This is a genomic window from Bacillus sp. JHAA, from assembly GCF_036961585.1.
In the GTDB taxonomy this organism is placed as follows: domain Bacteria; phylum Bacillota; class Bacilli; order Bacillales; family Bacillaceae; genus Bacillus; species Bacillus velezensis.
The window spans coordinates 496,611-518,379 of record NZ_JBAMDE010000002.1 but is presented as its reverse complement, the minus strand read 5'-3'; the positions used below and the strand labels follow the sequence as shown (position 1 = coordinate 518,379).

Below are 21,769 nucleotides of genomic sequence, written 5' to 3'. Positions count from 1 at the left end.
ATCCAATCATTACTCGCCTTTAAATGCGCGTTTTACTTTGTCAAAGAAACTCATTTCTTGTTCATCCGGCAGATTTCCGCTGACTTCAGCGAACTCGCGGATGATGTCTTTTTGTTTGTCTGTCAGATTCGTCGGTGTGACGACGCGGACGACAATGTGCTGGTCGCCTTGTCCGTAGCCCCGGACGTTCTGAACGCCTTTGCCTCTTAATCTGAATTTCGTGCCTGTTTGTGTGCCGGCAGGTATTTTCAATTTCACTTTTCCGTGAAGCGTCGGCACTTCCACTTCGTCTCCGAGTGCCGCTTGGGCAAACGTTAACGGCATTTCGCAATAAATATCGTCTCCGTCGCGCTCAAAGAACTCGTGGGCGCGCACATGGAATACGACAAACAGATCTCCCGAAGGCCCTCCGTTTACGCCCGGTTCACCTTGGCCCGGAACGCGCAGCTGCTGTCCGTCATCCACACCGGCAGGAATCGTGACATTGATTTTTTTCCGTTTTTTCACTTTGCCCGTGCCGCCGCAGTCAGAACACTTGTTTTTGATGATTTTTCCTGTTCCTTCACAGTGGTGGCAGACTCTTCGGTTAACCACTTTGCCAAACGGCGTGTTCTGTTCGACGTTCAGCTGGCCAGAACCTCCGCAGTGCGAGCACGTATCCGGCTTTGTTCCCGGCTTCGCGCCAGACCCTTTACATGTTTCGCAATTCTCTTCGCGCGGAATTTCAATGATCGTTTCTTTTCCGAAAGCCGCGTCTTCAAATGACAGGGTCATTGTATACTGCAGATCCGCGCCTTGCCGCGGCGCATTCGGGTCACGGCGTCTCGTGCCGCCTCCGAAGATGCTTGAGAAGATGTCATCGAAACCGAAGCCGCCGAAGTCTCCGCCGCCTCCGAAACCGCCGCCGAATCCCTGGTTAGGGTCTGTATGGCCGAATTGGTCATATTGAGCGCGTTTTTGGTCGTCTGAGAGCGCTTCGTACGCTTCTTTTACCTCTTTGAATTTTTCATCTGCTCCGGATTCTTTATTGATATCAGGATGATATTTTTTTGAAAGCTTCCGATAGGCTTTTTTGATTTCATCCTTTGAAGCGCTCTTACTTACCCCAAGCACTTCATAGTAATCACGCTTACTCATCTCGCTTCACTCTCCCGAATTTCTCACATAAATTAGATTGTATCATTTTGAATTATGTTTTTTCAATTCCTTTTATCCCGGGCAAGAAAAAAAGTCAAAGCCAAGAGATGCCTGACTTTGACTTTCTGTCTGTTGAATCAGAATATGCTGTGTGTTCTTCCGCCTATAGCCAAGCGGGAAAGAACTTATTTTTTCGTTTCGTCGTCTTTTACTTCTTCGTACTCCGCATCGACAACGTTGTCATCCGCTTTTTTGCCTTCAGCGTTTGCTCCGCCTTCAGCCTGCTGCGCTTTCGCCGCTTCTTCGTAAAGCTTCATAGAAAGCTCTTGAACGATTGTTTGAAGCTCATCTTTTTTCGCTTTGATGTCTTCAATTTCGTTTTTCTCGATAGCGGCTTTCAGCGCGTCTTTCGCGTCGTTTGCTTTTTTCACTTGCTCTTCGTCCACTTTGCCTTCCAGATCTTTTAATGTTTTTTCCGTTTGGAACACAAGCTGGTCAGCTTCGTTGCGGACTTCGATTTCTTCTTTTCTCTTCGCATCAGCGTCAGCGTTTTCTTCCGCTTCTTTTACCATGCGTTCGATCTCATCATCAGAAAGACCTGAAGAAGATTTGATTGTAATGTTTTGTTCTTTTCCTGTGCCTAAGTCTTTCGCTCTTACGTTTACGATACCGTTTTTGTCAATATCGAAAGAAACTTCGATTTGCGGTACGCCGCGCGGTGCAGGCGGGATATCAGTAAGCTGGAAGCGGCCGAGCGTTTTGTTGTCGGCAGACATCGGGCGCTCACCTTGAAGCACGTGAATGTCAACAGCCGTTTGGTTGTCAGCTGCAGTTGAGAATACTTGAGACTTGCTCGTCGGAATTGTCGTGTTGCGATCGATCAGTTTTGTGAACACGCCGCCCATTGTTTCAATACCGAGAGAAAGCGGTGTAACGTCAAGAAGAACAACGTCTTTTACGTCTCCCGTGATGACGCCGCCTTGAATCGCTGCACCCAGCGCTACAACTTCATCAGGGTTTACGCCTTTATGCGCTTCTTTACCCGTTTCTTTTTTGATTGCTTCCTGTACGGCTGGAATACGTGTTGATCCGCCGACAAGGATAACTTTGTCGATTTCGCTCGCAGAAAGATCCGCATCTTGAAGAGCCTGACGGACAGGAGCCATTGTGCGCTCAACAAGGTGAGCGGAAAGCTCTTCGAATTTAGCGCGGGTCAGTGTCAGCTCAAGGTGAAGAGGACCTGCTTCTCCCGCTGTGATAAATGGTAAAGAAATTTGTGTAGATGAAACGCCGGAAAGATCTTTTTTCGCTTTCTCAGCCGCATCTTTCAAACGCTGAAGCGCCATTTTGTCTTTTGAAAGATCAATGCCGTTTTCTTTTTTGAATTCTGCTACGAGGTGATCGATGATGACTTGGTCAAAGTCGTCTCCGCCAAGACGGTTGTCACCGGCAGTTGAACGGACTTCAAACACGCCGTCGCCAAGTTCAAGAACAGATACGTCAAACGTACCGCCGCCAAGGTCGTAAACAAGAATTGTTTGGTCTTCGTCCGTTTTATCAAGTCCGTATGCAAGCGCTGCTGCAGTCGGCTCGTTGATAATACGCTCTACTTCAAGACCGGCGATTTTACCGGCATCTTTTGTCGCTTGGCGCTCTGCATCGTTGAAGTATGCAGGAACCGTGATAACGGCTTTTGAAACTGTTTCGCCGAGGTAGCTTTCAGCATATGCTTTCAGATGCTGAAGGATAATAGCTGACACCTCTTGAGGCGTGTAGTCTTTTCCTTCGATTTCCACTTTATAGTCAGTACCCATATGGCGTTTGACAGACATGATTGTGTTAGGGTTTGTGATGGATTGGCGTTTTGCCACTTCCCCTACTTGGCGCTCGCCGTTTTTAAATGCAACGACTGACGGAGTCGTACGGTTTCCTTCAGCGTTGGCGATGACTGTAGGCTCTCCGCCTTCAAGCACTGCCACACATGAGTTTGTCGTACCCAAGTCAATTCCGATTACTTTACTCACTTTGAATTACCTCCTGCTATGTAGTTATTGATTCACTTTTACCATTGAAGGACGAATGACGCGATCCTTCAGTTTGTAGCCTTTTTGCAGTTCTTCGATAACAATATTGCTGCCGAAGTTTTCATCTTCCACCTGCATGACGGCTTGGTGAAGGTTCGGATCAAATTCCTGACCGACAGCTTCGATGGCTTCAACGCCTTCTTTTTCAAGTGCGTCCATCAGCTGGCGGCGGACCATTTCCATACCTTGCAGCAAGCTTTTTGTCTGCTCGCTTTCAGCTTCTACCTGTAACGCCCGTTCAAAGTTGTCGAGCGCCGGAAGGATTTCCGTTACGACGTTTTGAGAACGGTATTTCTGAGCAGCTTCCATTTCAAGGCGGCTGCGTCGTTTATAGTTTTCAAAGTCTGCTTGAACACGCAAAAGCTTGTTTTCTTTTTCATCAAGCAAACCCTGCAATTCATCAATTTGGTGCTGAAGGGCTTCTTCCTGACCTGCCGTTTCTTCATGCTGCTCTTGTGAAGCGGCTTGTTCTGCCTGTTCTGTCACTTCTTCTTGTTCTGCTGCTTCAACCTGTTCTGCGGTTTGTTTTTCTTCTGACATTGTGTTCACCTCCCTCAAATGCTGTAAAAAGATGACTGAAAATGATTGCCAAAATTCCCTTATTCATCATACAAACTTGTGAATGCTTTTGACAAGTCCGAAGTCACGTGCTGCAGCAGGCTGACGACTCTTGAATAATTCATACGCGTCGGCCCGATAATGGCGATTGATCCGATCTGCTTCGTATCAACTGTATAGGTGGCCGTGATTAAGCTGCAGTTTTCCATTTCTTCGTAGTCGTTTTCTTTCCCGATTTTGATTGAAATCCCGGCTTTTGATGACTGAAACAGCTTCAGAACATCCTGCTCTTTTTCAATTAAAGATAAGAGCGAGCGGACCCTTTCAATATCATGGAACTCCGGCTGATTCAGCATGTTGATCTTTCCGCCGAAAAACAATTTCTCAACGTGGGCCGCCGGATGGAATGTGGAGCGGAGCGATTCAAGTATGCTGTCATAGTTGGCGATATGCTGCCTTAAATATGTGACAACCTCTTTGAAAATGCGCTCATTCAGTTCGTCCATCGGCACGCCCGCCAATCGATCGTTTAGTATATTGACCAGTTTTTCAATATCGGCCAAATCCACTTTAGCCGGGAAATTGATGGTGCGGTTTTCGACATGCCCCGTGTTCGTGACGAGGATGGCGACCGCCTTATCCGGCTGGATCGGTACGATTTGAATCTGTTTAAGATAGTTCTCGCTCAGCGTCGGCCCGAGGACAATCGATGTGTAGTTTGTCAGGTCGGACAGGATTTGCGCTGATTTTTGGACTGTTTTTTCCAGCTCGAAGATTTTTTCTTTAAATATCGAGTGAATTAAATCCAGATCGGTTTTTGTCAGCTTGACGGGTGACAGCAAATGATCGACATAATACCTGTACCCTTTTTCCGACGGAATCCGTCCTGAGGATGAATGGGTTTTTTCAATAAAGCCCAATTCCTCCAAGTCAGCCATCTCGTTTCTGATCGTTGCAGAGCTGAATGTAATCTCGTCTTTTTTTGAAAGAGTTCTTGATCCTACAGGCTGCGCTGATTGTATAAAATCATTAATAATCACTTGCAGGATCAACAGCTGACGATTTGTTAACATCATCATCACCCCTGTTAGCACTCAAGGTCAGCGAGTGCTAATTCTATATCAAAAGTAACAAACCAAAAGAAAAATGTCAATTATAACTCACCCAAAAAAGCGCCAAAAACCTCATTTCCTAATAATTTGCCCTCATGCGTTAATGCAACCGATTCTTCCGTGTCACAGATCAGGCCTTTTTCGGTTAAATCTTTGAGAACATCGGGAAACAGTTCGTCGACCGAGCGTCCGAATTTATCGAGAAAAGCTTGCTTTTGTACGCCGGACATTTTTCTGAGACCGAGGAACATTTCTTCTTCAATCTGCTCCTCACGTGTCACCTCGTGCGTGTCACGGTAAGGCAGCCCCTTTTCTTCGATGAGCTGCATGTAATGTTTCACAGGCCCGGCGTTGACGGTGCGCGTGCCGCTGATATATCCGTGAGCGCCTGCGCCAAAACCGAAATACTCTTCATTGCTCCAATACGTCAGATTATGCTGCGACTCGTATCCGGGCTTTGCAAAGTTACTGATCTCGTATTGACGGATGCCCGCTTCACTCATCTGCCTCATGACTGTTTCATACATCTCGGCCTCTTGTTCTTGCGCGGGGAGATGCAGGCGGCCTTTTTGCATTAAATTATAAAACACCGTTTTCGGCTCTACGATCAGCGAGTAAACGGAATAGTGCTCCGCCTCAAGAGACAAAGCCGTTTTGACGGAATTGTCAAGATCGGCCAGCGTCTGACCCGGCAGGCCGAACATTAAATCGAGACTGATGTTGTCGAAGCCGAGAGCCCTCGCACGTTCAAAGGAAGTGAATACGTCCTTTTGTTTATGCACTCTTCCGATTTTTTGTAAAAGCTCATCTTCAAAGGTTTGAACACCGAAGCTCAGCCGGTTGACACCGGCATTTTTCAGGATTTTTAATTTTTCCGGAGACAAATCATCCGGATTCGCTTCCGCGGCAAATTCTATGAGTCCGTCAGAAGGCTTCAGCACGCGGTGAATGGAATCCATCAATTTTTCCAGCTGGACGGGTGAGAGCGATGTCGGCGTGCCTCCCCCGATAAAAATCGTGCGGAGATCAGGGCGTCCCGTCCGTTCTATTGTATTTATCATTTCCTTTTCGAGTGAGTTTAAGTACTCATCGACAGGCTGGCTCTGAATAAAATATTTATTGAAATCGCAATAGTGGCAGATATGCTCACAAAACGGAATATGAATATAAGCTGATTTCATTTTGAAACACCTTCTTCTTTACAGAAAGAAGCCGCAGCGCGGGACTGCGGCGGCTTCCGTTATTTTTTCGGGCTGTCATCCATTTTAAGAACGGCCATAAACGCTTCCTGCGGCACTTCTACTGAGCCGACCTGCTTCATCCGGCGTTTTCCTTCTTTTTGTTTTTCAAGAAGCTTCCGTTTCCGCGAGATGTCTCCTCCGTAACATTTTGCAAGGACGTTTTTCCGCATGGCCTTAATGGTTGAGCGGGCCACGATTTTCTGTCCGATCGCCGCTTGAATCGGTACTTCAAAGTGCTGGCGCGGAATAAGCTCTTTCAGTTTTTCCACAATTACTTTTCCGCGTTCGTACGCGTAATCGCGATGCACGATAAATGAAAGGGCGTCGATTTTTTCTCCGTTCAGCATAATGTCCATCTTGACAAGTTTAGACGGTTTGTAGCCGATCAGTTCGTAATCAAAGGACGCGTAGCCTTTTGTGCTTGATTTCAGCTGATCAAAAAACTCATAGACGATTTCCGCTAATGGCATGTCATAGACAATGCTGACACGATTTGCGTCTAAATATTGCATGTCGATAAAATTGCCGCGTTTTCCTTGGCAAAGCTCCATCACCGCACCGACATAATCGTTCGGAACCATCATTGTCGCTTTGACATAAGGTTCTTCCACCCGCTCTATTTTTTGCGGGTCAGGCATGTTTGACGGGTTATCCACGATGATCTTTTCGCCATCCGTCATATAAACGTCATAAATAACGCTCGGCGCGGTCGTGATAAGGTCAATTTTAAATTCCCGTTCAATCCGCTCTTGAATGATTTCCATGTGAAGCATTCCTAAAAAACCGCAGCGGAAGCCGAAGCCGAGGGCTTGTGACGTCTCCGCCTCGTATTGAAGAGATGAATCGTTCAATTCAAGTTTTTCCAGAGCCTCGCGCAAATCATTATATTTGGCTGTGTCAATCGGATAAAGTCCGCAGTATACCATCGGATTGAGTTTGCGGTAGCCCGGAAGCGCTTCTGCCGCAGGCTTAACCGCGCTCGTGATCGTATCACCGACACGGGTGTCGCCGACGTTTTTGATTGCGGCTGTCAAATAGCCTACGTCACCGACTGTCAATTCGTCTGCCGGCTGGGCTTTCGGCGTGAAGACGCCGACTTCGATGACTTCAAACTCTTTTCCGGTTGCCATCATTTTAATTTTCTGGCCCGGTTTGACCGTTCCTTCTACGACTCTGATATACGCGACGACTCCGCGGTACGCGTCATAAAGCGAGTCAAAGATGAGCGCTTTCAGCGGAGCTTCCGGATCTCCCGCGGGGGCCGGCACTTTTTCTACGATCTGTTCTAAAATGTCTTCGATGCCGATGCCCGCTTTCGCTGAAGCGAGGACGGCGTCTGAAGCGTCAAGGCCGATAACGTCCTCAACCTCTTGACGCACACGTTCTGGCTCTGCGCTCGGAAGATCGATTTTATTAATGACAGGAAGAATCTCAAGATCATTATCAAGCGCCAGATAGACGTTCGCCAATGTCTGCGCTTCTATTCCCTGAGCCGCATCAACAACGAGAATCGCGCCTTCACAGGCAGCCAGGCTTCGCGATACTTCATATGTAAAGTCGACGTGTCCGGGCGTGTCGATGAGATGAAATATATATTCTTCTCCGTCTTTTGCTTTGTATTTCAGCTGAACGGAATTTAATTTGATGGTAATTCCCCGTTCGCGTTCAAGGTCCATTGAATCAAGCAATTGTTCTTTCATTTCCCGCTGGGTGATCGCCGATGTTTTTTCTAAAATCCGATCCGCCAAGGTCGATTTGCCGTGGTCTATGTGGGCGATGATGGAGAAATTCCGGATTCTTGACTGCCTCTCTAAACGCTTTTCTTTATCTGTCACAATCTATCACTCCTACTATTAAACGCAAAATACACTAGCTTAGATTATATCAATAGGATTGTAAACATTCAATTAAAACAAGAAAGAGAAAAGCTTCCTTTAAGGAATCATCCGCTTTTCTCTTCATCAATGCTAACGGTTCAGTTTTGAAACCCACTCATACATCGCCTGCGCCGAGTCCGTCACGGTATTTGAAAGGGTTTCCCCGGCTTTTGAAAACAGGTTGAAGGTTTCCGCCTGTTCCAGCTGTTTTTGTTTTTCTTCCAGATCTTTCGCCGTAACGGTTTGCCCCAAAATGGAAGCTTCTTTTTCCTGTCCTTCTCCGCCGCCGAGCGTGAATGCTCCTTTTAAGGAAGGGTCTTTGTATCCTTTCATATCAAGCATTCCGCTGTTTGCCTGCTGCATGCCGAACAATACGCCGAAAAACATGACAATGGCGATCAGCAGGCATTTGCCGGTAAAACGGATCATTCGAATCACCTGATTTCTATTGTTTTTTCTTCTCTCCTGATTGCGAGCTGACCTTTTCTGCATCCCAGTACAGTTCGCTGAACACATCGGCCACGGCATCTGATGCGCGCCTCAGTTCTTCAAGATTGTTATCCACGCCCCCGAATTCCAGCAGAAGCGACCGGTCGTTTAAATCTTGGTTGTATACTCCATTATCTCCCGGAGAGCCTTTTGATAAAACACCGACGCTTAAGCCGGGGTATTTTTTCTCCATCAGCTTATGAAGTTCACTTGCGAGTTTATAGTTTTCTTCAAAATTAGCGCTTTTTTTGCCGACGACGATGGCGACTCTGGCATAGCTTTTTCCTTTGATGTCGGCTGTCGTATTTTTCTTGCGGCGGGAATCCCGGTGAATGTCTATGGTATATTGCAGGTTTTTATTTTTGGCGAGCGCGCTTTTTACGACCGGCCTTGATTCGTCGTAGCTTCGCGCATAATTTAAACCGTCTTTGTTCAGGCGGGCCTGAATGTCGGTTTTATCTACGGTCGCTCCTACACCTTGCGCTTCAAGCGCTTTTCCGAACATATCTCCGACAAGCGTGACATTGGCCTTCGAATGGCGGGCGTTATCCGGATTTGTTTCCCCCTTTAACAGAGGAAGATAGGATTCGGTATTATGAGTGTGGTAAATAAAAACGACTTTTTTGCTGCCTGTTGAATGTTTCGGCGGCGCCGTTTCTTCTTTTTTCGTTTTGTTTTCGATTTCTGCCAGATTCACTTCTTTTTCTTTTTCCATCACCTTTGACGGCGGCGGAGATTCAGCCGGCATATTCGTATAATCCGTCCCCTGCCCCGCCAGAAGGATCTCCGTATCATATTGGGCAAATCCCGGCAGCTCACGTCCCAAGAAACTCCGCGGGTCTTCCATATTAATGCTTGTCGCCAGTTTTAAGGAAAGCCGTGACAGCTGAAAAGAGTCTTTTTCAGGAAGCTCTGAGGCGAAATAATGATTTTCCATGCCGAGGAGGTGTGCAAACGCGTCACCCGGAAGTTCTCCGGCAATTCCGTGAAGAGAATCCGAAGAAAGCCTCAGTTCAGGGCGAAGCGATGTGAGCACACCCGATAATACGAAAATAACGATAAGGCTTGTCATAAACAAAAACATGCCCTTGAGCGCATTTCCACCGTTTACTGCAACGACAATTTGACGGTTTCTGCGTTTTTTTCTCATGATTTGAATCCCTCCAGCGCTTGTCTAGTAATTACTCTATGAACAAGCTAGAGGAGGTAGAACCATTTTAATGATTATAAGAACCTTTGTTATCTTGTGACACTTTTTCATGAAGGGCGGTGTTTAACCCGTTTGCAAGTACGTTCGCCATATCATCAATAAAGGTGTCAATCTCCTTCGGCGTGACCATCAGATTATGGCCGAGCGGAGAAAGCACTTCGTGAATCAGCTGGCGTTTTTCGTTTTCGTCCAGCGTGCCGACAATACCGAGAAAGGATTGGCGTTCTTTTTCTCCGGGAAGGTCTTCGTCTGTCAGCACCTTCTTTTTGCCGAAGTTCATTCCGGCGGGCACCAGAGATCTTGACGGGCTGTCATCTTTCATCTCTCTTCCGAAATGTTTTAATATATAATCCACCGTATCGCTTGCGATCGTAACCGCATCAACGACAGTCGGTACCCCGATTGCGATGACGGGAATGCCGAGCGTTTCCTTGCTTAATTCTTTTCTCTTATTGCCGACGCCAGATCCCGGGTGAATGCCCGTATCAGAAAATTGGATGGTCGTGTTCACCCTTTCAACGGCTCTGGCCGCAAGAGCGTCTACCGCGATCACAAAATCCGGCTTTGATTCTTTGATCACACCTTGAATAATATCGCTCGTTTCAATTCCCGTTAATCCCATCACACCGGGAGCAAGCGCGCTGACCGGCCTGTACCCTTCCTGTACGTTTTCCGGCTGAAGCCTGAACAGATGCCTTGTCACAAGAAGGTTTTCGGTCACGAGAGGGCCGAGCGCATCCGGCGTCACATTCCAGTTGCCGAGACCGACGATCAAACAGCTTGCATCCTTTGGAATCTTTAATGCCGACAGATAGGCGGAAAATTCCTCGGCAAACACTTCCGTTACTTTTTCCTGCATGTCAGAGTCGTGTTCCCGAACCCCTTGAGCCTCGATCGTGACATAGCGTCCCTGCTTTTTCCCCGATAGCTCGGCGCCTTCTTTGGTAATATCGACGGTTCTGACTTTAATGCCGCCCTTGTCGCGTTCTTTTTCAATAAACCCGTTTATTTCTTTTTTCTGACCGGCTTGTCCGTCTTTTACCGCCTGTTTCGTTTCTACCGCTAAATCCGTCCGTATCAGAAATTGATTGACATCCAGTTCGTTGTTTTTCACAGGGAAGACCTCCTTCAATCATCGTGGTACATAGTGTGGCCATTTACAAAACGAATCATGCGAATTTACCCATCAACGAAAAATACTTTACATTTATATTGCAATCTAAAGTTCTGTTTGATAGAATACAATTTGTTCTATTGTGAAGAAGATTTAACCTTAAGACACTGTGCTACAGGTTGTATCTTAGGAGGTGAAACACATGCCAAACATTAAATCAGCGATTAAACGTACAAAAACAAACAACGAACGCCGCGCTCATAACGCGACAATCAAATCTGCTATGCGTACTGCAATCAAACAAGTTGAAGCTTCTGTTGCTAACAACGAAGCGGATAAAGCGAAAACTGCTCTTTCTGAAGCAGCGAAACGCATTGATAAAGCAGTGAAAACAGGTCTTGTACACAAAAATGCCGCAGCTCGATACAAATCTAGACTTGCGAAACAAGTGAACGGACTTTCTGCATAATACAAAAACGATCCCTTTAACGGGGATCGTTTTTTTCATTCAGTCCGGAGAAGCTCAAGGAGAAAGAGCTCCAGCAAGAGCTGCTTGTCCTTTTTCCCCGTTTTCATTTCATAATCCATCACTGCGAGTCTTTCTATAATACGCCGTAGCTCTTCTTCAGAAAAAAGCCTCGCCTGATCCATCGCCAGCTTTACCCGGAAGGGGTGCACCTTTAAGTTGGAAGCGATTTGCTTTTGGCCGTATCCTTGTCCCGCAAAATACTTCGTCTGCATAATCAGACGGAATTGGTTGGCGATCAGCGCCATAATTTTGATCGGTTCTTCGTTTTGTTTTAAAAGATCATAAAATATTTGAAGACTTTCCGTCCGTTTTCGGTTCACGATTTTGTTGATCAGCTCAAAAATATTCTGCTCCAAACTTCTTGCGACGAGCTCACGGACATCTTCAAGTGTGATCTCATGTCTGTCACCGGTGTAGGCGGAGAGTTTTTGTATTTCCTGATATATGGAAGACAGATGGCCGTTTGCAAGCAGAACCAAATGCTCGGCAGCTTCTGTATCGATCATTTTATTTTCGGATTTCGCCAGATTAATCGTAAAATCCGTCGTCTCCTTTGCATTCAGCTCCTTAGCTTCAATCATAAGGGCTTTTTGCTTCAGCGCTTTCGTCAGCTTTTTCCGTTCGTCCAGTTTCTCATACGGAGCCACAATCACAAAGACCGTGTAAGGCGCAGGCTCCTTCAGATAAGTCTCCAGAGCGGCTGTATTATGCTCTATTTTTTCTTTCTTTTTTTCCCCTGTTAAAAAAGACGGATTTTTTACGATGACCAGCCGCTTCTCTCCCATAAACGGAAACGTTTCAGCATCGGTTACGGCCTGGTCAAGCGGATCTTCTTCAAGATCAAAAACAGACAGGTTAAAATCCTTTGTCCCCTCATCAACGACAGCTTGTCTGATCCGGCTGACAGTTTCTTGGAGCAGATACGTTTCTTTTCCGTATAAACAATAAACGGAGCGGACATCCCCTTTTTTCAGGGCTTTCCAAACATCAAATACCATGATCGTATGACTTCCTCTCTTTCTTGATCCCCTTCTATCCTAAATTGAGTTCGGCAATTAGTAAAGAGGAAGCTTTAAGGACAGCTTCCTCATTTATAATAAACGCCTGATTCACAAGCTCCCGGGTCTGCTTGTAAAAAGGCGATAATCACAAGAACAGAAAACGTTACCATCACTTCTAGATTTTTCAAAACAATTCCAGTATACTTAGGGAAGTCAGGAGGGATGAAATTGAATGATTTTGAAAAAAACGTTCAAAGCAAACGAAATGATGCTGTTGACTCAGCTGTCGGTTTTGTCGTGTCCTTCGGATTTTTCGCCTTTTTGTTCGTGATGGCAACAGCCATCCATCTTATCGGCTCTTAGCCGCATTCCGGGCTGCTGTCAATCGGCAGTCTTTTTTACTTCTTGCGCCCTGGTTTCTTCTATATCATATGGAGGGAAGACGGAAAACGTTCCGGCGCCTTTTTTAAATCTGTATTGAATCGTTCCGCTGATATCGGTGCGAAGCACATTGACAGAGTACGCCTTCAAACGATCCAGCACTTCTTCATGCGGATGATGGTATCGATTCTCTTTTCCTGCTGAAATCAGCGCTGCTTCCGGCTGAAGCTGCTTCAAAAAGGCTTCACTCGTTGAGCTTTTGCTGCCGTGATGACCCGCCTTCAATATATCAGCCTTCAGATTCGGATACGTTTTCAGCACTTCTGTTTCGCCGTCCGATTCTAAATCTCCCGTTAAAAGCCAGCTCACTCCGCCAAAAGCCGTCCAAAGCACCAGTGACGAATCATTTTTACTCCTTCCGTCAGACGACTCCGGAGACAGCACCTGAAACTGAAGATCCCCGGCTGTAATGGTGTCGCCCCGCTTTGCTTCGGCAACGGGAATGTTGTTTTCTTTCGCCATATTTAATATGTTCTGATCTTTCGGTTCTTTTACGAATCCTACGGGGACAATTAACCGTTTGACTCTATGATTTTTGATTAACACTCCGGCTTCCCCGATGTGATCTTGATCCGCATGGGTTAAAATCAGTGCATCCAGCTTTTTCACCCCTTTTCCGTTTAAAAATGGAATCAAAACCTTCTCGCCGATAGAATACGGGTGACGTTTTTCTTTCCATGATTCTCCGGGATAAGCAATCACTCCCCCTGTATCAACCATTACGGTCCCTTTGCGGTACGGCGCACTTATAAACAGTGAGTCTCCCTGCCCGATATCAAGCATATCCGTTTCTCCCCATGGACTGAAATACGGACGGCATATTAAATAAGCCAAAACCGCGCAGAAAAAAAGAGCCGACTTCCTGAGTTTTAAAAAACCTCCCTTTTCCAAAGCCGCAAAAAGCGTAAAAACGGAAACCGCAAGCAGAAGAAGGGAAAGAAAGTCAGGCTTTGACACAATCATAGTAAATAAATCAACGGATGCCGCATATGTAATGAAATCATGCACAGGCTTCATCACAAGGTCAAACATACCAAACAAACATTCTCCCATCTGCCTTGAGAGTAAAAGAAGAAGGAAACCGATGACAGAAACCGGAATGACAAATAACGTATAAAAAGGCACCATCACCATATTCATCGGAAAACTGACAAGTGAAATCTGCTGAAAATGATAGAGAAGAAACGGAAGTGAGCTGAGCTCTGCAATCAATGAAGCCATCGCAAGCCCGGCAAGTCTGCTTTCCCCTGCTTTCTTTAAAATGGAGGATGACAGAATTAAAGAGGCGCTTACCGCAAAGGAAAGCTGGAAGCCCGCCTGCCAAAGGAAGTAAGGATTAAACAGCAGGAGCAGCAGATAAGACAGGGACAATGCAGCAGAGGAATGAATGCCGCGTTTAACAAGAGTTCCGGCGATATAAAATCCCAGCATGAGGGATGCGCGCAATACGGATGGGGCGGCACCGCTCAGCAGCGTATACACCGGCAAAAACAGCAGCAGCAAAATTCCCGCCTTTTCTCTTGTCAGCCCGATTCTGATCAGAGCATAAAATAATCCCGCCGTAATAAGACCGACATGCATTCCGGAAATCGCCATTAAATGAACGACTCCCAAATTTTGATATGCACTCAGTATATCGTCCTCTATAGAAAATCTTTCACCTAAGGTCAGCGCTTCAACAATTCCGGCGGAAGATTCAGGCACGTGATTCCGAATGATCGAAATCAAATTTTTTCTGATGTTCAGCAGTTTAAACAGCGGCTGTTTGGATTTTTCACACTGCTCAATGGAAGTCACGGAAAATAACCAGTGAATCTGCTGAGAGTAAAGATATTCCTTATAATCAAAACCTCCGGGAACCGTCGCATGTGCAGGCTGTTCCAGAGAGCCTGTAAACGTGCAGCGCATCCCCGGTTCAAGCTGTTCAATGAGTCTTTTTTCCTCAAGAGAACGGATTTTGTACGAAGCCGCCCATTTTTCCTTGTCATGTGTACGGATAACAGCTGACATTTTCGCTCCGTCAACCTTCGGAATATTAGTGATGACGGCCTGTTCAGTATAACTGCCGGCCTGATAGCGCGTTACATTCGCAGCGTCACAAACCGTATAAAGAAAGAAATAAAGACAAAAAGAAACGAGGCAGACGATAACCGGAGCATACTGCTTTGTTTTTACAATAATAAAGAGAAGATACAGAAGAAAAAGGAGCAGAACCCAGAAGACATGAGCGGCGGCAATTCCCGCAGTTGCAGAAACCGCCGCCAGAGGCAGAAGAAGGTATTTATATTTCATTTATACGTAACTGGTAAACAGCTCATTGGCCTGTTCATGAATTTTTTTCAGTTCATCTGCCTTAACCCCCGCATCAGATAATTGCTGAATCAGACCTGCTACAAAAGACAATTTTTCGCGGTTTTTCAGATCGATGATCATTTCATCAAGTTCGACCTGCTCCACCTTGACTCCGGCTTGGCTGAACAGCTCTTTTGCATAAGGCTGTGTTTTGTAATCTTCCGCATAATAAACCGTTTTGATGCCTGCCTGGATAATTGATTTGCAGCATTGAATACAAGGATAATGCGTCACATAAATTTCGGCGCCCTCCGTCGGAACACCGAACTTAGAACATTGCAGAATCGCATTCATCTCTGCATGTATGGTCCGCTGGCAATGATTATCTATTAAAAGGCATCCTTCATCAGCGCAATGGACGCCGCCGGCGATTGAGCCGTTGTATCCGCCGGCAATCATCCGCTTATCTCTGACTACGGTTGCCCCGACTGACAGTCTCGGACATGTGCTTCTCAGCGCCAGCAAATGGCTTTGCGCCATAAAATATTGATTCCATGAGATTCGTTCCACAAGTGTTCCCTCCAAAAAGTCTTGTTGCTTTTCTAAGTTTACATAGATTTAAGCAAAACCGTCAATTCACTTTACCGTAATGGAAGTTTTTATCCGCTCAAATGACTTCTCTCCAAAGCCTGATACATTCATCAAATCTTCAGCAGTCTGAAACCGTCCGTTTTCTTCTCGGTAGGCGATAATCGCTTCCGCTTTTTTCTGCCCCACCCCGGAAATTGCCTGAAGTTCGTCCAGAGATGCCGTATTGATATTGACAGCTGCATTCTCCTTTTCACCCGCCGCTGTTTTCGGGCGATTCTCCTCTTCGCCTTCACTCGGAATATAAACAATCGTCCCGTCCTGCAGCTGCTCTGCTAAATTAACATTCAATTCATCCGCCTTTTTCTTCAGGCCGCCGGCTTTTTCAATGGCTTGCGTCACCCTGTCTCCCGCTTTCATTTCATATACGCCGGGATTTCGGACCGCGCCTTTCACATCAATCATAATCTTGTCGGCTGCGGTGTCTTTTTTGTCCGCGACGGATGCTGAGGCTGTTTGGCCGAGCACGGACTGCTGTTTGACCGGCTCTTCCTTGTCAGAACGAAACAGCCAAATACAGATAAAAACCGCCCCTGCCGCAAGACAAGCGCCCAGAATTTTCAGGTTCCGCCGCAGCCGCTCCGTCATCATCGCTTTCGTCATATTGCATTGCCTCCCCGCATAAGGTTTAGAGGATTAAGGGAAAAAGGAGGGGAATTCATTGAAAATAGGCTTTATCGGCACCGGAAACATGGGAACGATCCTGATTGAATCGTTTATCGAATCAAACGCTGCCGATCCCTCACATATCACCATCACAAACAGAACAATCGAAAAAGCATTAAAACTAAAAGAACGTTTCAGCGGCATCCATGTCACCGAGGATCAGGAAAAGCTCGTACAGGATAATGAAATAATATTCATTTGTGTAAAACCGCTGGATATATATCCTTTGCTGAAGAAACTCACACCGCATTTACGGAAAGATCACATTTTAATCTCCATTACCAGTCCCGTTCAGACGGATCAGATTGAACATACGGTTCCGTGTCAGACGGCCCGCGTCATTCCGAGCATTACGAACCGCGCCTTGGCCGGCGTCTCGCTTGTTACGTTCGGCAAAAGCTGCAGCGAGGCTGCAAAAGCGGATATTCAAACGCTGTTCACTCATATTTCAAAACCTGTGGAAATCAGCAGCGGCATTACAAGAGCGGCGTCAGACATTGTCAGCTGCGGGCCCGCTTTTATGAGTTATCTCGTTCAGCGCTTTATTGACGCGGCAGTGGAAGAAACGGACATCACCAAAGAAGAAGCCGTGATAATGTCGACGGAAATGCTTGTCGGTCTCGGAAAGCTTCTGGAAACAGGGCATTACACGCTTCCCGCCTTGCAGGAAAAAGTATGCGTAAAAGGCGGCGTCACCGGAGAAGGACTGAAGGCTCTCGAAAGCGGTGTTCAGGATATGTTCAACCGTGTCTTTCAGCGTACACATGACAAATACGATGAAGATATATCGTTAGTGAAGAAGCAATTTCACGTGTAAATGAGTATGCCATAAAGAGCTTTATCGCGCCAATCGCAAAAAATGCATTTTAAAAACCATCGTTCCGTTTAAACGATGGTTTTTGGTTTGCCTGCCGTAAAGAAAAGACGTTCAGACTCTGTTGAAGGAGGCCGGTCTGTAAAATCAGCCGTCACTTTCTTCAGTTCAAATCCGGTCTCTGCAAGCATTTGTTCATATTCTTCAATGTAAAATGTTTTTTGCTCATGCGTCTCGTCATAGCGGTCATAAGATTGTCCGTTCCATACGAAAAAAGACATATCATGGATGACAGAAAGCTCTTCATCGCCGGCAAAGCTTTGCCAGATATAGCTGATCTGCTCATCCTGATCCGCATGGGTGCTGTCCGGAAAAAGCTCCGTCATTTTAAATGGGGAATGGACGTCAAACAGAAGCAGGCCGCCCTCCTTCAAAACTTGAAAAACACTTTTGAAGGTGCTTAAGACATCATTTTTCGTTTTTAAGTAATTTAGGGAATCACAGCAGATGACAACGGCATCAAACTGTTCTTCAAAACCGGAAAGCTCTCTCATATCCTGCTGGAGAAAAAGAATCGGCTTTCCCGTTTTTTTCTGCTGGGCACAGCTCAGCATATCTTCACTCAAATCAATCCCCGTGACTTCGCAGCCTTTTTCAGCAAGCCTGATGGATATTTCTCCGGTTCCGCAGGCAAGATCAAGCACCCTTCCCTTTTCCGGAAGAGACGCTTCGATCCAGCCCGCCCATTCATCATACGGCGCATGTGACATTAACTCGTCATATACGCCGGCGAAGCCTTGGTAAATCATGAGTTCAAGCCGAGTTCAAGCTCTGCGAGCGGCGCGTCGCCCCATAGCTTTTCAAGATTGTAGTAGCTTCTTTCATCTTTATGGAAAACGTGGACAATGACGTCGCCGAGATCAACTAAAATCCAGCGGGCCTCATCAAACCCTTCCATCTTTTTGACATCAATGCCGTTTTCTTCTGCCTGATCTTTAATTTCACGCGCAATTGCCTGAACCTGCTTATCAGAATTCCCGTGGCAGATTAAAAAGTAATCCGCTATAAGTGAGATTCCTTCCATGTCCAGCGCTAAAATATCTTCTGCACGTTTATCGTCGCATGCTTTTGCCGCGATTTTTAATACGGAAGCTTGATTCATTCTTTAAATTCCTCCTGTCAATTTTGAGACACCAGCCAATTATAGGTTGCAAACGTCTCCGGAAAGACCGGCTGGTTTTTTTTCATCAGAAATATCATTGTATTTTTCATTGCTTGTATGAGCGCTTCGTTCAGATCTGTTTCCGCCAGACGGCGCACCTCTTCCACTCCGGGGAAATGGCGTCCGGGTTCAATGTAATCCGCAACGTAAATGACTTTGTCTAAAAGGGTCATTCCGGGACGCCCTGACGTGTGATAGCGGATTGCATCCAAGATCTCAGGATCAGTGATCCCCGCTTCTTTCTCAGCCAAATACGCTCCCACAGGGGCATGCCACAGCTCGGCATTGTAATCCAAGAGCTCAGCCGGCATTTTTTCCCGCACGATGATCTGCTTCATTTCTTCTTTCGGCCGGAATTTCGCATAATCATGAAAAATAGCAGCCATTTCTGCTTTTTTCGGGTCTGCTCCGAACCGGCCTGCGAGAATAACCGCCGTATCTGTCACGCCGATTGTGTGGATGTAGCGATGCTCGGTCAGCTGTTCTTTGACGCAGGCAAGTGCTTCCTCACGATTCATATAAATCATTCTCCTCTATATACTGCCTCACTTTATCCGGCATTAAGTATTGCGTCGGCTTTTTTGCTTTGAGACGTTCTCTCAGCATCGTTGACGAAACGTCAAATTCCGGAACGTCGGCAAAAAGCAGCGGGTACGGGGTCTCAATATGATACCCCGGGCGCCGCACTCCGATAAATTGAATGAGCGTGAGCAGTTCGTCCAGTTTGTACCATTTCGGCAGATATTCAATCATATCCGCCCCGATAATAAAGAAAAGCTTGTCGTTCGGGTGCCGCTCCTTCAGTAAACGGACGGTATCATAGGTATAAGAAGGGCCTTTCCGGTCCATTTCCGCAAGCTCAAGCTTAAAGCCGGAATTAGAGCTGATGGCAAGCTTCAGCATCTCCACCCGGTGCCGGCTGTCTGTAAAGTCTTCATTCTGCTTATGCGGAGGGATTTTATTGGGCATAAACCAAATCTCATCGAGCTCCGCCTGATGAAGGACTTCATTAGCCATCAGAAGATGTCCGTTGTGCGGAGGGTCAAATGTGCCCCCGAATATTCCGATTTTCTTCATGTCAACCACCTTACGGAAGCTCGATTTGTTTATTTTCCTTTGATTCCTTATACAGTACGATCGTATTTCCGATCGTCTGCACCAATTGTGAGCGGGTGCCTTTCACAAGGGCTTCTGCGACATCATTTTTATCGTCTTCGCAGTTTTGAAGCACGCTGACTTTAATCAGCTCTCTTGCTTCTAAAGCCTCGGCAATCTGTTTCACCATGTTTTCGTTGACTCCGCCTTTTCCCACTTGAAAAATAGGCGTTAAATGATGCGCTTTTGAACGCAAAAACCGTTTTTGTTTTCCTGTTAACATTGTGTTCCTCCTAGTTTTCCTTCAACAATCGCTCTCATTAAGCCGCTGTCAGGCTCTTGTTCCGTCCACAGCTTGAAAGACAGTGCGGCCTGTTCCACAAACATGCCGACACCGTCAAGGGTTGTTAAACCTCTTTTTTCAGCTTCTTTTAAGAACGCCGTTTGAATCGGGTTGTATACGATATCACAAACGATGGCGCCCGTTTTGGCCCGTTCCAATGAGAGCGGCACGGCATCCGTTTTCGGATACATGCCGACAGATGTTGTATGAATAATGACGTCATATTGTTCAAGCTGATTTTCAGCTTCTTTTAAAGTAAGGGCGCGTTTCTGCTGAAAAGAGGGAGCAGCCGCAATCAGGCTTTCCGCTTTTTCCGGCGTGCGGTTGCAAACGTCAAATTGTTTCGGCTCTCCGCGGACGATCGTCGTAAAAATCGCTCTTGCCGCTCCTCCCGCCCCAATCATGAGGATGGAGAGCTCTGATATCGGTTTGTCCAATACTTTGACTAAGGATTTATAAAACCCATCTCCGTCAGTATTATACCCGATGAGCCTGTCTCCCTCTCTTTTGACGGTATTTACGGCCCCGAGTACTTTCGCGCTTTCATGTATTTCATCCAGATGCTCCATGATCGCGACTTTATGCGGGACTGTGACGTTCACTCCGCAGATGCCAAGCGCCTTGATTCCGTTAACGGCGTCCTTGAGATGATGAGGTTCCACCTGAAACGCAAAATACTGCCCGTTGATGTTCTTATCTTGCAAAGCCGCGTTATGAATATCGGGTGACATTGAATGCCCGATCGGATTACCGATTACTCCGTACAATTGTTTCATGCTCCCTCTCCCCTTCTCTCTATATTAATGAACGGCGGACAAATACGTGTACGCCTTTCGGAGCGTATGCCGTTATTTTTTTATCTGCTTGCTGCACCGTGACCCAGCCGAGACCGGAAAAAACGATATCCGTCTTTCCTTCTTTAATCGTAAACGTGTGGGGCGTAAGCTCCGGAAATTCATCCAAATGATCTTTTCCGGGCGGGGTAAGCAGTTCTCCCGCATGCTTTTCGTATAAGGCATCAGCATTTTCAAGCTTTGTTCTGTGAATCATCAATTCATTCGGCATATAGCAGACAAACGCCGTTTTATCGCCTGATACATAGTCAAACCGGGCAAGCCCGCCGAAATAAAGCGTTTGTTTTTCATTCAGCTGAAAAGTGCGCGGCTTCAGTTCTTTTTTCGGTGTCAGCACCTTTAAGTCACGCTTGTCCACGTAATGCGCCATCTGGTGATGGTTAATGATTCCCGGCGTATCGTAAAGCGCAGATCCGTCATCGAGCGGGATTTCAATCGCGTCAAGCGTCGTGCCCGGAAATTGAGAGGTGGTAATAATATTCTCTTCCCCTGAGACCTCTTTAATAATCCGGTTGATAAATGTGGATTTGCCGACATTGGTACAGCCCACCACATACACATCGCGCCCTTCGCGATAATGTTCAATGGCGTCAATGACTTCCTTCATCCCTTGTCCGCGGGAAGCGCTGATTAAAAAGACATCAAGGGGTTTTAAGCCGTATTCTTTCGCTTCGCGTTTCATCCATTGAACGAGCCGTTCCCGTTTTACGGATTTCGGCAGGATATCGGCCTTATTACCGACAAGAATGATCGGATTACCGCCGACAAAGCGGTTCAGCCCGTTTATCCAGCTTCCGTTAAAATCAAAAATATCAACGACTTTGACAATAAGAGAGTCAGTATCGCCGATTGTGTGCAAGATATTTAAAAAGTCATCATCCGTTAATGAAACATCTTGAATTTCATTGTAATTTTTCAGTCTGAAGCAGCGCTGGCAGATGACATTCTCTTTCGTGAGCGATGCCTTTGGCGCGTATCCGAGACCTTGTTTATTCTCGGTCTGGATCGTTACTCCGCAGCCGATGCAAACAACCTTTTCCAT

Annotated in this window: 22 protein-coding genes and 2 pseudogenes; 3 read left to right on the top strand and 21 right to left on the bottom strand. The window is 46.4% G+C overall.

Translation table 11 applies throughout. The features are described 5' to 3' along the window. Positions 1-9: 9 nt before the first annotated feature. The 9 genes from dnaJ to gpr all read right to left on the bottom strand — a co-directional run bounded on the left by dnaJ (position 10) and on the right by gpr (position 10,822). Complete coding sequence (gene dnaJ / locus V7728_RS06710; protein ID WP_059368099.1) at positions 10-1,137, bottom strand: molecular chaperone DnaJ; 1,128 nt, start codon at positions 1,135-1,137, stop codon at positions 10-12. Positions 1,138-1,322: 185 nt separating this feature from the next. Next, positions 1,323-3,161 carry a molecular chaperone DnaK gene (gene dnaK / locus V7728_RS06705; RefSeq protein ID WP_007408273.1) on the bottom strand — a complete coding sequence of 613 codons (1,839 nt, stop codon included), beginning with the start codon at positions 3,159-3,161 and terminating at the stop codon, positions 1,323-1,325. A gap of 24 nt (positions 3,162-3,185) precedes the next feature. After that, positions 3,186-3,761, bottom strand: coding sequence for a nucleotide exchange factor GrpE (grpE, locus tag V7728_RS06700; protein WP_003152892.1), 576 nt, complete (start codon positions 3,759-3,761; stop codon positions 3,186-3,188). A gap of 59 nt (positions 3,762-3,820) precedes the next feature. Then, on the bottom strand, positions 3,821-4,852 hold the full coding sequence (gene hrcA, locus V7728_RS06695) for a heat-inducible transcriptional repressor HrcA (protein WP_003152889.1): 1,032 nt from the start codon (positions 4,850-4,852) through the stop codon (positions 3,821-3,823). 80 nt (positions 4,853-4,932) lie between these two features. Then, a complete protein-coding gene (gene hemW, locus V7728_RS06690; protein WP_099566908.1) occupies positions 4,933-6,072 on the bottom strand; it encodes a radical SAM family heme chaperone HemW in 1,140 nt (379 codons plus the stop codon). A 59-nt stretch (positions 6,073-6,131) separates the two neighbouring features. Further along, a complete protein-coding gene (gene lepA / locus V7728_RS06685) occupies positions 6,132-7,967 on the bottom strand; it encodes a translation elongation factor 4 (protein WP_025285014.1) in 1,836 nt (611 codons plus the stop codon). A 132-nt stretch (positions 7,968-8,099) separates the two neighbouring features. Next, a complete protein-coding gene (locus V7728_RS06680; protein ID WP_007408270.1) occupies positions 8,100-8,438 on the bottom strand; it encodes a YqxA family protein in 339 nt (112 codons plus the stop codon). A 16-nt stretch (positions 8,439-8,454) separates the two neighbouring features. Then, a complete protein-coding gene (gene spoIIP, locus V7728_RS06675; RefSeq protein WP_007612673.1) occupies positions 8,455-9,648 on the bottom strand; it encodes a stage II sporulation protein P in 1,194 nt (397 codons plus the stop codon). Positions 9,649-9,715: 67 nt separating this feature from the next. Next, the gene (gpr, locus tag V7728_RS06670; RefSeq protein ID WP_007408268.1) at positions 9,716-10,822 is read right to left on the bottom strand and encodes a GPR endopeptidase; all 1,107 of its coding nucleotides are present in this window, start codon (positions 10,820-10,822) and stop codon (positions 9,716-9,718) included. A 202-nt stretch (positions 10,823-11,024) separates the two neighbouring features. On the opposite strand from gpr, the gene rpsT reads away from it, so the two are divergent. Further along, positions 11,025-11,291, top strand: a complete 267-nt coding sequence (rpsT, locus tag V7728_RS06665) for a 30S ribosomal protein S20 (protein ID WP_003152876.1) — start codon at positions 11,025-11,027, stop codon at positions 11,289-11,291. Between the two features lie 16 nt (positions 11,292-11,307). Here rpsT and holA read toward each other — a convergent pair. Together holA and V7728_RS06655 are read right to left on the bottom strand one after the other, a co-directional pair. Continuing rightward, positions 11,308-12,349, bottom strand: a pseudogene (holA, locus tag V7728_RS06660) (DNA polymerase III subunit delta). 34 nt (positions 12,350-12,383) lie between these two features. Then, positions 12,384-12,540, bottom strand: a pseudogene (locus V7728_RS06655) (hypothetical protein). 40 nt (positions 12,541-12,580) lie between these two features. Here V7728_RS06655 and V7728_RS06650 point away from each other — a divergent pair. Then, positions 12,581-12,715, top strand: coding sequence for a YqzM family protein (locus V7728_RS06650; RefSeq protein ID WP_003152870.1), 135 nt, complete (start codon positions 12,581-12,583; stop codon positions 12,713-12,715). 18 nt (positions 12,716-12,733) lie between these two features. Here the strand turns inward: V7728_RS06650 and V7728_RS06645 are convergent, their stop codons facing one another. The 3 genes from V7728_RS06645 to V7728_RS06635 all read right to left on the bottom strand — a co-directional run bounded on the left by V7728_RS06645 (position 12,734) and on the right by V7728_RS06635 (position 16,336). Then, entirely contained in the window at positions 12,734-15,085 is a 2,352-nt protein-coding gene (locus V7728_RS06645) for a DNA internalization-related competence protein ComEC/Rec2 (RefSeq protein ID WP_076424994.1), read from the bottom strand. Next, positions 15,086-15,655, bottom strand: coding sequence for a ComE operon protein 2 (locus V7728_RS06640; protein WP_003152868.1), 570 nt, complete (start codon positions 15,653-15,655; stop codon positions 15,086-15,088). A gap of 66 nt (positions 15,656-15,721) precedes the next feature. After that, positions 15,722-16,336, bottom strand: coding sequence for a helix-hairpin-helix domain-containing protein (locus V7728_RS06635; protein ID WP_032866693.1), 615 nt, complete (start codon positions 16,334-16,336; stop codon positions 15,722-15,724). A gap of 58 nt (positions 16,337-16,394) precedes the next feature. Between V7728_RS06635 and comER the strand changes: the two genes are divergently transcribed. Further along, positions 16,395-17,216 (top strand): late competence protein ComER, encoded by an 822-nt coding sequence (gene comER / locus V7728_RS06630; protein ID WP_015240246.1) that lies wholly within the window; start codon positions 16,395-16,397, stop codon positions 17,214-17,216. Positions 17,217-17,284: 68 nt separating this feature from the next. Here comER and V7728_RS06625 read toward each other — a convergent pair whose 3' ends face one another. Genes V7728_RS06625 through yqeH form a run of 7 tightly spaced genes read right to left on the bottom strand, consistent with a single transcriptional unit; the run spans position 17,285 to position 21,769 of the window. Further along, positions 17,285-18,022 carry a class I SAM-dependent DNA methyltransferase gene (locus tag V7728_RS06625; RefSeq protein WP_015417856.1) on the bottom strand — a complete coding sequence of 246 codons (738 nt, stop codon included), beginning with the start codon at positions 18,020-18,022 and terminating at the stop codon, positions 17,285-17,287. Next, positions 18,019-18,375, bottom strand: a complete 357-nt coding sequence (gene rsfS / locus V7728_RS06620) for a ribosome silencing factor (protein ID WP_007408260.1) — start codon at positions 18,373-18,375, stop codon at positions 18,019-18,021. The genes V7728_RS06625 and rsfS overlap by 4 nt, the downstream gene beginning before the upstream one ends. A gap of 17 nt (positions 18,376-18,392) precedes the next feature. Beyond that, complete coding sequence (gene yqeK / locus V7728_RS06615; protein WP_014418422.1) at positions 18,393-18,953, bottom strand: bis(5'-nucleosyl)-tetraphosphatase (symmetrical) YqeK; 561 nt, start codon at positions 18,951-18,953, stop codon at positions 18,393-18,395. Then, entirely contained in the window at positions 18,943-19,512 is a 570-nt protein-coding gene (locus V7728_RS06610; RefSeq protein WP_007408258.1) for a nicotinate-nucleotide adenylyltransferase, read from the bottom strand. Before V7728_RS06610 ends, yqeK begins: the two co-directional genes overlap by 11 nt. A gap of 10 nt (positions 19,513-19,522) precedes the next feature. After that, positions 19,523-19,813 (bottom strand): ribosome assembly RNA-binding protein YhbY, encoded by a 291-nt coding sequence (yhbY, locus tag V7728_RS06605; RefSeq protein WP_007408257.1) that lies wholly within the window; start codon positions 19,811-19,813, stop codon positions 19,523-19,525. After that, positions 19,807-20,649 (bottom strand): shikimate dehydrogenase, encoded by an 843-nt coding sequence (gene aroE / locus V7728_RS06600; protein ID WP_059368084.1) that lies wholly within the window; start codon positions 20,647-20,649, stop codon positions 19,807-19,809. The genes yhbY and aroE overlap by 7 nt, the downstream gene beginning before the upstream one ends. 19 nt (positions 20,650-20,668) lie before the next feature. Beyond that, entirely contained in the window at positions 20,669-21,769 is a 1,101-nt protein-coding gene (gene yqeH, locus V7728_RS06595) for a ribosome biogenesis GTPase YqeH (protein ID WP_099566910.1), read from the bottom strand.